Raw genomic sequence first — 13,429 nt, 5'->3', positions numbered from 1 at the left:
GGTGGTGTCTCGGAAACCAGTGCGGTTTTGGAGGCCTGTGAGCGTGGAATGAGTATCCCCACTCTGACCGGCGCTGTTTGAACGGTACGAGTGATGTATCTGCGCGGCAAAAACCTGTTCTGTTTGATGCTTGTGGCTGTCATTAGCATGGTCGGCATGGCTGCAACCATTGCAGACGCCGAGGCGAAGTCGCGCACATGCAGAAAGCTTGAAACACAGCTCGCCGCAGCCTCTGGCGGATCGTCCAGCAAAGCCAAACGCTACGATCGGGCAATTGCCAAACAGAAGAAAGAACTCGGCGTCGTTCGCGCCCGGCTCAGAAAGATGCGATGCGGGTTCGCCATTTTCGGGGATAATGCCCGGCAATGCGCGCAACTCAACAGATCTGCCGCCCGTATGACGCAGAACATTGCCGAATTGCGGCGTCAGCGGGGCTGGAAGGGTGGTGGTTCTCCTGGCCAGCGCTCTCGAATCCGCGCCGCGCTCAAGGCAAACAATTGCGATGCAAAAACGGCATCCCGGCCTCGCAAGGCCAAGAAGGCGGCAAATTCGGGCACCACGAGCTCCCGGAAGCTGCGTCGCCCTGGCACGGTCTTCCAGACCATGTGCGTTCGCACGTGTGACGGATATTATTTCCCGATCTCGTTTTCAGTCTCGAAAGACAAGTTCTCACGAGATGCCGAGACATGCACGGCCCGGTGCCCGGGCGCAGAAGTGGCGCTTTACGCGCATGACGTGCTGAACGAAGAAGCCGAAAACATGATCTCGGTCGCGGACGGCACGCCGTATCGGGAGTTGCCCAAGGCTTTCAGCTACCGTGAAAACGGGGTCTCGAAAGCCGCGTGCGGCTGTCGCAAGGACAGGAATTTCACGATTATTGCCGGCCAGAGGGCGGTCGAATTGCAAGGCTTCGCCCGCGGTGAACCGTGGCAGGAACCGGAAGTGAAAGAGGAATTTCCGGCCAGTGAAGCTGCCAGCGCAAAGGAGGCGAGCTTCTACATTGCAAAGGCGCCAGAACCAAAACCGATAGACAGCGCTGGCGATGCATCAGCGCTTCAGCAGGGTCCTAACCCGGCGCGGTCGCTCGACGACGAGGCCGAGCAGCGCCGTGTCAGGATAGTCGGGCCAGCGTTTCTTCCCGACCCAAAAGGGGCAATAGACCTGCGAGCTCCGGCCCCTGCTCCCGCCCCGTAAGGGCAATCCGCAGCGGCATGAAGAGGCCCCGGCCCTTGCGGCCCGTCTCCGCCTTCACGGCGCCCGTCCATGCGCGCCAGGTCTCGGCGTCCCATGGCTCCTGCGGGAGATGCTTCCCCGCCTCGCGAACAAAGTCACGATCCTCGTCCAAAAGAACGGCATCCTGAGCAGGTTTCCCGCGAAGGATGGCCCACCAGTCAGCCGCCTCGGCGACCGTCTCCACATTGCCGCGCACGGCAAGCCAGAAGGCTTCTGCATCGACGCCGGCAATGCCAAGCCCCGCCAGCCGCTCTTTCACATCGCCGAACGTCATGGCCTGAATGAGATGCCGGCTGAGACCTGATAGCTCTGCCGGGTCGAACTTGGCAGCCGATTTCGATGTGGAAGTGGGGTCAAACAGGGCAGCGAGTTCATCCATGGATGCGGCAGCCGTTACGTTTTCCGACGTGCCGATCAGGACGGCCAGCGACGCCACCGCCATGGGTTCGATGCCGCTTTCACGAAGGCTCGCCACGGAAAGTGCGCCTGTGCGCTTGGAAAGCCCTTCGCCAGAAACCGTGGTCAGAAGATTGTGGTGGCCGAAGGCCGGCGGCTCAGCGCGCAGCGCCCGGAACAGCGCAATCTGCGCGCCAGTGTTGGTGACGTGATCGTCACCACGGATGATGTGCGTGACGCCGAGATCAATGTCATCGACCACGGAAGGAAGCGTATAGAGATAAGTGCCGTCGCCGCGAATGAGGACGGGATCGGACATGGAAGCCAGATCGACCGTCTGCGGCCCGCGCACCACATCGTCCCAATGCACCTCGGTGCGGCTGGTCACGAAGGGATCGTCTGCGAAATTGGGCAGGAGAAAGCGCCAGTGCGGCTTGCGGCCCTCGGCTTCAAGTGCAGCCTTCTCCTCCTCGGTGAGTTTCAGCGCCTCGCGGCCATAGACGGGCGGCAGACGGCGCGACAGGCGGATCTTGCGCCGGCGCTCCAGCTCTTCGGGCGTCTCGTAGCAGGGGTAGAGAAGGCCTGCGGCCTTCAGCTTTTCAGCCGCGGCGTCATAGCGATCAAAGCGCGCCGACTGGGCGACCGTCTGATCCGGCTCGATGCCAAGCCAGGTGAGATCGCGGGCGATGCCTTCGGCATATTCCTGTCGCGAGCGCTCCACATCCGTGTCGTCGAAACGCAGGATGAAACGGCCGCCATGCTTCTTCGCATAGAGCCAGTTGAAAAGCGCGGTGCGGGTGTTGCCGATATGGATGTGGCCGGTCGGAGACGGCGCGAAACGAACGGTGACTGTCATGCCTGCGGGCGTAGCCAAAAGTGCCGCAGCTGGCAAGAAGAACGTGGCCTCAGGCCCCTTTCAGCCGCGCGCTCAGAGAGCGCGAGACAAAGAAAAGAACCACGCATGCCGCAAGGCAATAGACGCCCATCACGCTGATCTGCAGCGGGTAGCTCACGCCACGGTCGATCAGAAAGCCGGTAATGCCCGGCCCCATCGCCGTGGCGAAGACCATGATCGCGACCGTGAGCGCGCGAATGGAGCCCAGATGCCGGATGCCATAGACTTCCGGCCACAGCGCGCCGAACAGGGTGGACGAGAAGCCGTAGGACACACCCATCAGCCCCATGAAGGCGAAGGCGCTCCACTGGGCCTCACTGCCTGCCAGAATGAGACAGGCAGCCCCCAGCGGGATCAGGAAGCCGGGCAGAAGCGCGACAGCGGAGAAACGGTCAATCAACTGGCCCGAGATCAGCGCAAAAATGACCGTCATGGACGCCATGAAGGTGAAGGAAGATGCAAACACCTCCAGCGACCAGCCGCGCAGATCCACCAGATAGATCTGATGGAAGAAGATGGTGGTGCCGATGAAGCCCGGCGCCATGACGCCGAGCAGCAGAAGATAGAAAACCGGATCGCGCACCACCTCGCCGCGCGTCCAGTCACGCACGGTGCTGCGGCGTGATACCGGATCGCTGTCGCGCGGGGCGCGCTCAACAGCGATCAGGCCGGTGATGACCGGTAGTGCGAAAACGAGCAGCAGGCCAGCGGCGATGAACCAGCTGTTGCGCCAGCCGACGACCGCTGCAACAGCAACGAAAGCGAGCGGCAGGATCGCCTCACCCACATTGTGCCCGAGCGTGGCGACGGAGACCGCACGGCCGCGCTGGGCAGAAAACCAGCGCCCCATGGCGGTCAGCGAATTGTGGGTCATCATCCCCTGCCCGAACAGGCGCAGCATGTAGATGGTGACCACCAGGACGATGATGGAATGCGACAGCGCCATCGAGACACAGGCGAGCGCCAGAAGCGGGATAATGATGAAGGTGACCGTTCGCGCCGAATGGCGGTCAACGATCTGGCCAAGCTTTGGCAGGGTGAAGGCGCTGGCGAGCGTCGCCAGCATGTAGAGCGTGCCGAACGCCCCGTGGGACAGATCATATTCGGCGCGGATATCGCCTGCCGAGAGTGAGATGAAGAAGGTCTGCCCGAAAGAAGAAAACAGCGTGAGCAGGAAGCCGCCCGCAAGCCAGCGCGCATTTTCGCGAAGAAAGACGAGATAGGACATCGACGAACTCTGGAGCTTGGCGGCGCGCGCCGTGGGAAGACCGCGAAAGCGGGTTGGGCGCATCGTAGACGCAGGCACAAATATGGCAATGGCCGCGATGGCCCCATGAAATGCGCCAGAAGCCCCCTTGCGTAATACATAAGAATCGACTTATCTATTGCGCATGACAGAAACGGATATCTTCAAGGCGCTGGCCGACCCGACCCGCCGGCACATGCTGGAACGGCTGAGTGCTGGCGAACGCAACGCGACAGAGCTGCGCGAAGGGCTCGCCATGTCACAGCCGGCGATCTCGCAGCATCTGGCCGTGCTGCGCAGCGCGGGCCTGATCGAAGAGGAAAAGAGCGGCCGGCAGATGCGCTACCGCATCCGGCCCGACGGGCTCGCCCCGGTGGTCGACTGGCTCGCCCGCTATCGCGCCTTCTGGCCCGAACGGGTCGACAGGCTCAAAACGCTGCTCAGGGAGATGGACCAGTGAGCGACGCGAACGACGAAAAGACGAACGAAAACATCGTTCTGGAGTATGTTCTGAAATCATCGCCGGAGAAGGTCTGGCGTGCCCTCACCATTCCCGAACTGGCGGCAAGCTGGCTCGGCGAACCCGGCGACGGCGAGACATCGCCCGCCTATGAGATGGTGGACGAAGAGCCCTGCTCGCGTGTTCGCTATGCCTGGCGCGACCGGAACACCGACGCGCCGGATACGCTGGTCACCTTCGAGATCAGCCCCGCCCCCGGCGGGCACACGCATTTTCGTCTGACGCACAGCGCCAGCACGTTGCCGCGCATGGCCGCCAATGCCAATGGAGTGCCGATGGCGCGCGCCGCCTGACGCCCACGCAAACCGACATCGACAACAAAGGAGATCGCGCATGCGCGAAACGATGGCGCTCGTCCCCATGGTGGTGGAGCAATCGCCGAAAGGCGAACGCTCCTTCGACATCTTTTCAAGGCTCCTGCGGGAGCGGATCATCTTTCTGAATGGCGAGGTGAACGACGACTCGGCTGCACTGATCTGCGCGCAGCTTCTGTTTCTGGAGTCGGAGAACCCGGAGCGGGAAATCTCATTCTACATCAACTCGCCGGGCGGCGTGGTGTCGAGCGGCTTTGCGATCTACGACACGATGCGCTTCATCAAGAGCCCGGTGGCGACCGTGTGCATGGGCACTGCCGGCTCCATGGGATCATTCCTCCTGATGGGCGGGGAAGCCGGTCGCCGCGCTGCACTCGCCAATGCGAGCATCGTCCTGCATCAGCCCTCCGGCGGCTTTCGCGGCCAGGCATCCGACGTACAGCGCCATGCCGAGGACATCCTCAAACTGAAGCGGCGGCTGATCGGGCTTTATGCGCATCATTGCGGGCGCACGGAAGACGAGGTGGAGCGCACGCTCGACCGCGATTTCTTCATGACCGCGCAGGAAGCCTGCGACTGGGGGCTGGTGGACCGGGTCTACTCAACGCGGGCGGAACTGGAAAACGAGAGAGAGCGATAGAAACGGGAAAAGACAGTAGAAACAGCACTCTGCACTTCATCCCGGACTCAATCTGCAAATAGAAACGCGGCCCGCACCGGATTGGCGCGAGCCGCATGAAAATTCAGAAAGCAATTTCGAAACAGAGCCTTACGAACGATCCCTGAATCTGTTCGTGATCGGATAGCGACGGTCGCGCCCGAAATTCTTCTTCGTGATTTTGACGCCAGGCGCTGCCTGCCGGCGCTTGTACTCGGCGATGTAGAGAAGATGCTCGATGCGATGCACCGTGTCGCGGTCATGGCCGCGCGCGACGATGGCGTCGACGCTCATCTCGCCTTCCACCAGACATTCCAGAATATCGTCGAGCACCGGATAGGGCGGCAGGGAATCCTGATCCGTCTGGTCGGGGCGCAGCTCTGCCGAGGGCGCCTTGTCGATGATGTTCTGCGGGATGACCTCGCCGGATGGACCGAGCGCGCCGGGCGGCACAGTCGTGTTGCGCCACGCCGACAGGGCGTAGACCTGCATCTTGTAGACATCCTTGATGGGATTGAACCCGCCATTCATGTCGCCATAGAGCGTCGCGTAGCCGACCGACATTTCCGACTTGTTGCCAGTGGTGACGACCATGGAGCCGAACTTGTTGGAGACGGCCATGAGGATGGTGCCACGGGTACGGCTCTGGAGGTTCTCCTCCGTCACCCCTTCATTCGTGCCCTCAAAGAGCGCGGCGAGCGCACTCGAAAAGCCCTCGACCGGCTCGGAGATCGGCACGATGTCATAACGGCAGCCGAGCGCGCGGGCGCAATCCTGCGCATCCTTGAGCGATTCCTCGGACGTGTAGCGATAGGGCAGCATGATGCAGCGCACCCGCTCCTCGCCCAGAGCATCAACGGCAAGCGCCGCGCAGATCGCGGAATCGATGCCGCCGGAAAGGCCCAGCACCACATTCTTGAAGCCGTTCTTGTTCACATAATCGCGCAGGCCCAGCATGCAGGCGCGATAATCGGCCTCTTCGGCCTCCGGGATCTTCGAAAGCGGGCCATCGTCGCAGCGCCACCCCTCGCCATCCCGCTTCCATGTGGAGATGGAAACGGCTTCCTCGAATTCGCTCATCTGGAAGGCCAGCGACTTGTCGGCCTGAATGGCGAAGGATGCGCCGTCAAAGACAAGCTCGTCCTGACCGCCAAGCTGGTTGGCGTAGAGGATCGGCAGGCCACTCTCGATCACCTGACGGATGACCACCTGGTGGCGCACCTCGACTTTACCCCGATAATAGGGCGAGCCGTTGGGCACCAGAAGCATCTCCGCGCCGGATTCGGCCAGCGTTTCGCACACATCGAGATCGCCCCAGATGTCCTCGCAGACAGGAATGCCGATGCGAATGCCGCGGAAATTGACCGGTCCCGGCATGTCCGGCCCCGGCTGGAAGACGCGCTTTTCGTCAAATTCGCCGTAATTGGGCAGGTCCAGCTTGTAACGCTCGGCGATCACCTCACCACCATCCAGCACCATGACCGCATTGTGCAGACCGCTCTTGCGCTTCAACGGAACGCCGATGATGACACCGGGGCCGCCGTCCTTCGTCTCTTCGGCGAGTTCCCGCACCGCGCGCTCGCACGCTTCAACGAAGGCAGGCTTCAAAACCAGATCTTCCGGCGGGTAGCCGGCGATGAACAGTTCGGTGAACAGGACCAGATCGGCGCCATGACGGGCAGCATCCGCGCGTGCTTCACGCGCCTTTGCTAAATTGCCAGCCACATCGCCCACAACCGGATTGAGCTGGGCGGTGGCGATGCGCAGAATATCGGGAGAGGCAGGTTTGGGGGCCATGACGTTCCTGTTCAATGGGCGAGAACTGCTTGGACTTCAAAGCGTTTAGCCTTTGCATCCCCTGCTTGCAACACGCTGCCGGGGATCAGAGGCTGACGCCAAGCCCCTCCTCACTGCGGTCGAGAATGAGCGGGATGATCAGATCCTCTTCATCGTCCAGATGCCGCAGAAGCATGGCAAGCAGCGCCTCGTTCTCGCGCGCATAGGCGTCGGCGGCAAATCGCTGGCGATCCTGATCGGCCTGAAGCGCCTGAAGGAAAGCGGTTCCTGCCTGCGCATTGCGCTCCAGCGCGTCATGGATGACGTGATGATCGCTGTCCAGAAGATCGAAGCCGTGTTTCATCCGCGCCTCCGCAGCGGCGAAGACCGGAAAGTAATGCATATCCTCGATCTGGTGGTGGCCATTGAGCTGCTGCAGGAAGAAGCGAAGGCGGGGCGCAAACCAGCCGGCGAACTCACGCGGCGCGAGACGCCCTTCCCTGTAATCGCCCATGCTGGTCTTCAACATGCCGCCAAGTTCGCGAAACATGTCGTGCCGTTGCAGCCAGAACTGCGCCATCTCGCCGAGATTGGGATGGGTGGGCCAGACCTCGCGCGGGTATTTTTCCACGAGATAGCGCAGATCGGCAGGCAGACCGGGGCGCGTATCCAGCCTCAGCGTTTCGGGCAATTCGGTCATTCCTGTGTATCACTCCCGGCAACGATAATATCGGGACTGCCGCGCGCATGCTGCGGCAACCCGTCGGCGATAGCATAGAAATCGCCTTTGCCGGCCACGAAAATATGACGTTCCGCCGCAAGGCCGGATGGCAGATCGAACGCGCCGGCAAGGATGGAAACCCGGTCTGCGCCGTCCCGCTTCCAGAAAAGCGCAGAGCCGCAGGTTTTGCAGAAACCGCGCTTGGCAAAACCGGATGCCGCATACCAGGTGAGACTGTCTTCACCCTCAATGGCAAGGTTACAGACATCCACATCGGTGGCGGCGTAATAGAGCCCGGTCTGCTTGCGGCACTGCGAACAATGGCAATAGACGACGCCACGCAGCGCGCCCTCAGTGTGAAAACGGACCGCGCCACAAAGGCACGATCCGTCATGTCGTTCAGTCATGGCATCCCTCCGAAACCAGTCGAACCGTTTCGGAACCATGATATCAGCCGCGCGCCGCAACAGGCATCGCGAAAGCCTGAACCCAGGGTTCAGGCCAGCTTCACGCGTTGGCGACCTTGTCTGCCGGCAGAGCCTCACGGTCCTTTTTCAGGAGTTCAGCCACCAGGAAAGACAGTTCGAGCGCCTGATCGGCGTTGAGACGCGGGTCGCAATGGGTGTGGTAGCGATCCTGCAGTTCCTCGTCGCGGATGGCGCGCGCGCCGCCCGTGCACTCGGTGACGTTCTTGCCGGTCATCTCCACATGCAGACCGCCCGGATGCGAGCCTTCGGCGCGGTGCACCTCGAAGAAGGTCTGAACCTCCTTGAGAATGCGGTCGAAGGGACGCGTCTTGTAGCCAGCGGCCGTGACGGTGTTGCCGTGCATCGGATCGCAGGACCAGACGACCTTGCGCCCTTCCTTCTCCACCGCGCGGATGAGCTTGGGCAGGTAGTCGCCCACCTTGTCCGCACCAAAGCGGGCGATCAGGGTGAGACGGCCCGGTTCGTTTTCCGGGTTCAGAATGTCGATCAGCTCAAGCAGACCGTCCGGCGAAAGCGAAGGACCGCATTTGAGGCCGAGCGGGTTCTTGATGCCACGGCAGTATTCCACATGCGCATGGTCGGGCTGGCGGGTGCGGTCGCCGATCCAGATCATGTGGCCGGACGTTGCGTACCAGTCGCCGGAGGTGGAATCGACGCGCGTGAGCGCCTCTTCGTAACCGAGAAGCAGGCCCTCATGGCTGGTGTAGAAATCCGTCTCACGCAGCGCATGCGTGCTTTCACCGGTGATGCCGATGGCGCGCATGAAATCGACCGTCTCGGAAATGCGGTTGGCCAGTTCCTGGTAACGCTCAGCCTGCGGGCTGTCGGACAGGAAGCCCAGCATCCACTTGTGAACGTTGTCCAGATTGGCGAACCCGCCCTGCGCGAAAGCGCGCAGCAGATTCAGGGTCGCTGCCGACTGGCGATAGACCATTTCCTGGCGCGCCGGATCGGGAATGCGCGAGCTTTCCTCGAACTCAATGCCATTGATGATGTCGCCGCGGTAGCTCGGCAAAACCACATCACCCTTGGTCTCGTTGTCAGAGGAGCGCGGCTTGGCGAACTGACCGGCAATGCGGCCAACCTTCACCACGGGCTGCGAGCCAGCATAGGTTAAGACGACGGCCATCTGCAGGAATGCGCGGAAGAAGTCGCGGATATTGTCCGCGCCATGCTCGGCAAAGCTCTCGGCGCAATCGCCGCCCTGCAGCAGAAAACCGTTGCCCTCGGCCACGGCAGCGAGCTGTTTCTTGAGCTTGCGCGCCTCACCTGCAAAAACGAGCGGCGGATACGTGGCCATGCGCGCCTCGACCTCGGCCAGGGCGGCGGCGTCCGGATAAGCCGGAACCTGCAGGATAGGCTTGTTTCTCCACGAATTCGGCGACCACTTCGTCATCTTGCTTACTCGACAGTTGCTATAGGATCATGCCCTCTATCCGCTCAAAACTCCAAGACGGATACTGGAAGGCCATCTCCTTAACCAAAGGATGCGCCCGATACTAGCCCGCAATTGTGGCGGACAGGAAACACCGACGCACGAAAACTGCATTTCATTCAATTTTTTGCATCAAAATTGCATCGAACAGGCTCTTTTCTTCATCGCTGAGCACCACCGCACGCGGGTAGGTTGGCGTCTTGCGATCAGCAAGAATTTCCGCGTCAAATCCTTCGGTCTCGGAGACGAAGCGCTCGACGCCGGAACGGCCATATTCACGCAGGAATCCCTGAAGCACGGCGTCGAGATAGGATTGGATGATTTCAAGCCGAACGGGCGCATGAACCAGGTTCGCTTCATAGACGTGAAGCGGGCAATCGGCGGGCAAGTCCGCCGAAAGCTCAAGGTCTGCTGGCACAAGCGACACGCGCTGATAGCGCTCTTCGCGCAGATCGACCGCCGGCAGGTTTTCCGCCCGGTCAATCACCAGGAGCCCGTCGATGACGGATGCCGGATCGCGCCGCACGCTCAGAAGCGCGCGGCTGCTTTCTTCGTCACGACGCACCCAGTGGCGTCGCCAGCCTTTCAGGCGCGCAGGCAGCGCGTCGACGATCTCGGTGCGGTGGGTGTCGCGATTGACGAGCGATCCATAACCGAAATAGGCGACCAGAGCGCCTTCACCCGCACGCCTGTCCATGTCAGCCGACCCGCTCGCCCTTCTCGACGCGATAGGTCGGCGCGTACATGGTCACAAGCTCTTCGGCGGCGGAGGGATGCACGGCCATGGTGCGGTCGAAATCGTCCTTCGACAGGCGCGCCTTCAAGGCGATGCCCAGAAGCTGCGCCATCTCGCCGGCATCCGGACCCATCACATGAGCGCCGATCACGCGGCGGCTGTCGCCATCGACAACGAGCTTCATGAGCATCTTTTCCTGACGGCCAGACAGGGTGTGACGCATGGGGCGGAAGCTGGCGCGGTAGATCTCGAGCCTGTCGAAACGCTTCGCGGCCTCATCTTCGGAGAGGCCCACAGTGCCGATCTCGGGCTGCGAGAACACGGCCGTGGCGATCATGTCATGATCGACCTCGGTCGGGTTGTTCCGGTACTCGGTCTCGATGAAGCACATGGCCTCGTGGATCGCGACCGGGGTGAGCTGCACGCGGTTGGTGACGTCGCCCAGCGCCCAGATATTGTCGACATTGGTGCGCGAGTAATTGTCGACCGGGATCTCGCCGCCCTTGCCCGTCTCCACGCCGGCAGCCTCAAGCCCGAGACCTTCCGTGTTGGGCAGACGGCCAATGGCCAGCATGACCTGGCTTGCCTCGATTGTCTTGCCCGATTTCAGATGCACCAGAAGATCGCCCTCGCCGCGCTTTTCGACCTCGGTCAGCACGTCATGGCACAGGATCTTGATGCCCTTCGCTTCCATCGTGGCGTGAAGCTCGCGGCGCAGATCCTGATCGAAACGCGACAGGATTTCCTTGCCCCGGTAAACGAGCGTTGTGTCGACGCCCAGGCCATGGAAGATGTTGGCGAACTCGACGGCGATATAGCCACCACCCTCGATGACGATGGCCCTGGGCAGTTCCGCCAGATCGAAGGCTTCATTCGAGAAGATGCAATGTTCGTGGCCGGGAAGCGCCAGATGCGGGTTGGGACGACCACCGACAGCGATGATGATCTTGTCAGCCGTCACGCGCCTGCCGCCAACATCGAGCGTATGGCGATCAACCAGCGTGGCGCGGGCTTCGATGATCTCGGCCCCGGAATTTTCCAGCCCCTTGCGGTAAAGCCCTTCAAGCCGCGTGATTTCGCGTTCCTTGTTGGCGACCAGCGTCTTCCAGTCGAAAGTGGCTTCCGGCACCGTCCAGCCATAACCGGCGGCATCCTCGAAATGCTCGGGAAACTGCGAGGCATAGACATAGAGCTTTTTCGGGACGCAGCCACGAATGACGCAGGTGCCGCCGAAACGGTACTCCTCGGCCACGGCGACGCGCTTTCCAAGCCCCGCCGCCAGACGCGCAGCGCGCACGCCGCCCGATCCGCCACCAATGACAAAGAGATCGTAATCGAATTCGCTCATCTTCTGATCCTCGCCCCCCAGGGCCTTGCGGAGCGCGTCTCGAAAGCGAATTGCGCCCCTATCGCAAACATGCGGCGCCAACGCGTGGCGCCAAAATCCTACAGCGGTCCAGAGCATCGGACCGGAAAGTGGCATCCGGTTTTCGGGTTGTTCCGATGCCCCGTCGATCGTCCAGATCGCCCGTTGTGCGTCCGGATGGACGCGCAGCGATCCAGAGGTAGAAACCGCCGCACAAGAATAAAAGCCCGGTGCGACGACCGGGCTCTAACTGTTTCGTGATCGAAAGCTTACTGGGCCGGGGCGGCTTCGCCCTCGCCGGCAGCAGCTCCGCCACCGGTCGCCTGGGCGGCGGCCTGGATCTGCTCGCCGACCATCTGCGCCAGATCGCGGGCAATGCCGCGACGCCAGATCTCGCCGGCCTTGAGCACTTCGCGGGTCACGATTGGACCGTCCTCGATCAGCTTACGACCGGTGGGCGAATCGTAGAAATTCGCGATCTCGGTCAGCTCCTGCTCGGTGAACACGCGGGCATAGGCCTGAGCGGCCTCACGCTCGAGATCCACACGGCGGGTTGCAAGCTCGATGGCTTTCTCGTCCACCGTGGCGTTGATGAGCGCCACCAGATCCGGGTTTTTGCGGATCAGCTCGGACTTCAGCGCGGCGGCGGCCTGCGGCAGCACGCCATCGAAATCGTCGGTCGCGTGAATCGCATCGATTGCGGAACGCGCCGCAGCAAGATGCGAAGCGGAAATGTCCTGCGCGTTGGCAGGAGCGAATGCGAACGTCATCGCCACGGCTGCAGAGGCAGCGGCAAGGCGCATGCGGGTTGCCAGGTTCATGTGTTTCTCACTCCATTCTTGTTCATGCGGCCCCGACGGTTCGCACCTGACCGTCTCCCGCCACGAAGGCGGTGTCGGCAAGGTCGAGAAACAGGCCATGTTCAACAACGCCGGGTATGGCGTTCAAGGCGATTGCCAATGCTCTTGGATCGGGAATGCGGCCAAAAGATGCATCGACGATGAGATGTCCACCATCGGTCACAAAGGGTTTGCCATCGCGCTCACGAACCGCAAGCGGTCCTTCAAGCCCAAGCTCTTTCGCAACCTTTTCAATGGCCACCACGGTGGCGCGCAGACCAAACGCGTTGACCTCGATGGGCAGCGGGAAGCGACCGAGCGATTCGACCATCTTGGTCTTGTCAGCGATGACGATCATGCGCTGCGAGGCAGCAGCCACGATCTTTTCGCGCAGGAGCGCGCCGCCACCGCCCTTGATGAGGCCGAGTTCCGGGCCGATCTCGTCGGCGCCGTCGATGGTGAGGTCGAGTTCAGGCGTTTCGTCCAGCGTGGTCAGCGGCACACCGAGTTCTTTGCAGAGCGCAGCCGTGCGTTCCGACGTCGGCACACCGATGACGGAAAGCCCGCCAGCGACGCGCTCGGCCAGAACGCGCACGAATTCTTCGGCAGTCGATCCGGTGCCGATTCCCAAACGCATTCCATCCTGCACCTGGTCCAATGCGGCACGCGCCGCCTCGATCTTCAATTCACGCATATCAGCCGACAATTTAGCCCCCGGTCCGTTCTGAGCGGTTCCTAACCCGTTTTACCGCTCCCCGCAATGCAAGGCACATAAGCGGCATACCTTGCCTAGACCTGCACTGCGC

The 13,429-nt window shown here is 61.8% G+C and carries 14 protein-coding genes; 4 read left to right on the top strand and 10 right to left on the bottom strand.

Annotated elements, in window-relative coordinates; all coding sequences use genetic code 11:
• Positions 1-93: 93 nt before the first annotated feature.
• Positions 94-1,194 (top strand): DUF2865 domain-containing protein, encoded by a 1,101-nt coding sequence (locus tag NDI72_RS14490; RefSeq protein ID WP_283800796.1) that lies wholly within the window; start codon positions 94-96, stop codon positions 1,192-1,194.
• On the opposite strand, the gene gltX is transcribed toward NDI72_RS14490, so the two are convergent.
• Positions 1,112-2,485 (bottom strand): glutamate--tRNA ligase, encoded by a 1,374-nt coding sequence (gltX, locus tag NDI72_RS14485; RefSeq protein ID WP_283800795.1) that lies wholly within the window; start codon positions 2,483-2,485, stop codon positions 1,112-1,114. The two genes, NDI72_RS14490 and gltX, sit on opposite strands and share 83 nt — an antisense overlap.
• Positions 2,486-2,534: 49 nt before the next feature.
• Positions 2,535-3,851 carry an MFS transporter gene (locus NDI72_RS14480; RefSeq protein WP_328850143.1) on the bottom strand — a complete coding sequence of 439 codons (1,317 nt, stop codon included), beginning with the start codon at positions 3,849-3,851 and terminating at the stop codon, positions 2,535-2,537.
• Positions 3,852-3,915: 64 nt separating this feature from the next.
• Here NDI72_RS14480 and NDI72_RS14475 point away from each other — a divergent pair, with 64 nt between their 5' ends.
• From NDI72_RS14475 to NDI72_RS14465, 3 genes are read left to right on the top strand one after another with little or no spacing between them, the layout of a single operon-like run.
• Positions 3,916-4,230, top strand: a complete 315-nt coding sequence (locus tag NDI72_RS14475) for an ArsR/SmtB family transcription factor (RefSeq protein WP_113155380.1) — start codon at positions 3,916-3,918, stop codon at positions 4,228-4,230.
• On the top strand, positions 4,227-4,583 hold the full coding sequence (locus tag NDI72_RS14470; RefSeq protein ID WP_283800794.1) for an SRPBCC family protein: 357 nt from the start codon (positions 4,227-4,229) through the stop codon (positions 4,581-4,583). The genes NDI72_RS14475 and NDI72_RS14470 overlap by 4 nt, the downstream gene beginning before the upstream one ends.
• Positions 4,584-4,623: 40 nt before the next feature.
• Positions 4,624-5,244, top strand: coding sequence for an ATP-dependent Clp protease proteolytic subunit (locus tag NDI72_RS14465; protein ID WP_206546300.1), 621 nt, complete (start codon positions 4,624-4,626; stop codon positions 5,242-5,244).
• Between the two features lie 129 nt (positions 5,245-5,373).
• On the opposite strand, the gene NDI72_RS14460 is transcribed toward NDI72_RS14465, so the two are convergent.
• The 8 genes from NDI72_RS14460 to rpiA form a co-directional block, all read right to left on the bottom strand.
• Positions 5,374-7,059, bottom strand: a complete 1,686-nt coding sequence (locus tag NDI72_RS14460) for an NAD+ synthase (RefSeq protein ID WP_283800793.1) — start codon at positions 7,057-7,059, stop codon at positions 5,374-5,376.
• An 85-nt stretch (positions 7,060-7,144) separates the two neighbouring features.
• Positions 7,145-7,738, bottom strand: coding sequence for a hemerythrin domain-containing protein (locus NDI72_RS14455; RefSeq protein WP_206546302.1), 594 nt, complete (start codon positions 7,736-7,738; stop codon positions 7,145-7,147).
• The gene (locus NDI72_RS14450) at positions 7,735-8,166 is read right to left on the bottom strand and encodes a GFA family protein (protein ID WP_113155385.1); all 432 of its coding nucleotides are present in this window, start codon (positions 8,164-8,166) and stop codon (positions 7,735-7,737) included. The genes NDI72_RS14455 and NDI72_RS14450 overlap by 4 nt, the downstream gene beginning before the upstream one ends.
• 100 nt (positions 8,167-8,266) lie before the next feature.
• Positions 8,267-9,643, bottom strand: a complete 1,377-nt coding sequence (locus tag NDI72_RS14445) for a class II 3-deoxy-7-phosphoheptulonate synthase (protein WP_206546304.1) — start codon at positions 9,641-9,643, stop codon at positions 8,267-8,269.
• Positions 9,644-9,797: 154 nt separating this feature from the next.
• A complete protein-coding gene (locus tag NDI72_RS14440) occupies positions 9,798-10,379 on the bottom strand; it encodes a gamma-glutamylcyclotransferase family protein (protein WP_283800792.1) in 582 nt (193 codons plus the stop codon).
• Position 10,380: 1 nt separating this feature from the next.
• Positions 10,381-11,766 (bottom strand): glutathione-disulfide reductase, encoded by a 1,386-nt coding sequence (gor, locus tag NDI72_RS14435; RefSeq protein WP_283800791.1) that lies wholly within the window; start codon positions 11,764-11,766, stop codon positions 10,381-10,383.
• Positions 11,767-12,053: 287 nt separating this feature from the next.
• Positions 12,054-12,605: a DUF2059 domain-containing protein gene (locus NDI72_RS14430; RefSeq protein WP_206546307.1), complete on the bottom strand. Its 552-nt coding sequence runs from the start codon at positions 12,603-12,605 to the stop codon at positions 12,054-12,056.
• A gap of 22 nt (positions 12,606-12,627) precedes the next feature.
• The gene (gene rpiA, locus NDI72_RS14425) at positions 12,628-13,317 is read right to left on the bottom strand and encodes a ribose-5-phosphate isomerase RpiA (protein ID WP_206546308.1); all 690 of its coding nucleotides are present in this window, start codon (positions 13,315-13,317) and stop codon (positions 12,628-12,630) included.
• Between the last annotated feature and the right edge of the window lie 112 nt (positions 13,318-13,429).

Origin of the sequence: Nitratireductor sp. GZWM139 (assembly GCF_030068685.1) — a bacterium.
GTDB classification, from domain to species: domain Bacteria; phylum Pseudomonadota; class Alphaproteobacteria; order Rhizobiales; family Rhizobiaceae; genus Nitratireductor; species Nitratireductor aquimarinus.
Note: the sequence above shows the minus strand (reverse complement) of the source record. Positions and strands in the feature narration are given on the sequence as shown.

What these genes read in the sequence shown, in the direction of transcription:
- NDI72_RS14490 (WP_283800796.1), top strand. Translation starts at nt 94, where the DNA reads ATGTATCTGCGCGGCAAAAACCTGTTCTGTTTGATGCTTGTGGCTGTC.
- NDI72_RS14445 (WP_206546304.1), bottom strand. Translation starts at nt 9,643, where the DNA reads ATGACGAAGTGGTCGCCGAATTCGTGGAGAAACAAGCCTATCCTGCAG.
- NDI72_RS14440 (WP_283800792.1), bottom strand. Translation starts at nt 10,379, where the DNA reads ATGGACAGGCGTGCGGGTGAAGGCGCTCTGGTCGCCTATTTCGGTTAT.
- NDI72_RS14455 (WP_206546302.1), bottom strand. Translation starts at nt 7,738, where the DNA reads ATGACCGAATTGCCCGAAACGCTGAGGCTGGATACGCGCCCCGGTCTG.
- gltX (WP_283800795.1), bottom strand. Translation starts at nt 2,485, where the DNA reads ATGACAGTCACCGTTCGTTTCGCGCCGTCTCCGACCGGCCACATCCAT.
- NDI72_RS14430 (WP_206546307.1), bottom strand. Translation starts at nt 12,605, where the DNA reads ATGAACCTGGCAACCCGCATGCGCCTTGCCGCTGCCTCTGCAGCCGTG.
- NDI72_RS14475 (WP_113155380.1), top strand. Translation starts at nt 3,916, where the DNA reads ATGACAGAAACGGATATCTTCAAGGCGCTGGCCGACCCGACCCGCCGG.
- NDI72_RS14465 (WP_206546300.1), top strand. Translation starts at nt 4,624, where the DNA reads ATGCGCGAAACGATGGCGCTCGTCCCCATGGTGGTGGAGCAATCGCCG.
- NDI72_RS14460 (WP_283800793.1), bottom strand. Translation starts at nt 7,059, where the DNA reads ATGGCCCCCAAACCTGCCTCTCCCGATATTCTGCGCATCGCCACCGCC.
- gor (WP_283800791.1), bottom strand. Translation starts at nt 11,766, where the DNA reads ATGAGCGAATTCGATTACGATCTCTTTGTCATTGGTGGCGGATCGGGC.
- NDI72_RS14450 (WP_113155385.1), bottom strand. Translation starts at nt 8,166, where the DNA reads ATGACTGAACGACATGACGGATCGTGCCTTTGTGGCGCGGTCCGTTTT.
- rpiA (WP_206546308.1), bottom strand. Translation starts at nt 13,317, where the DNA reads ATGCGTGAATTGAAGATCGAGGCGGCGCGTGCCGCATTGGACCAGGTG.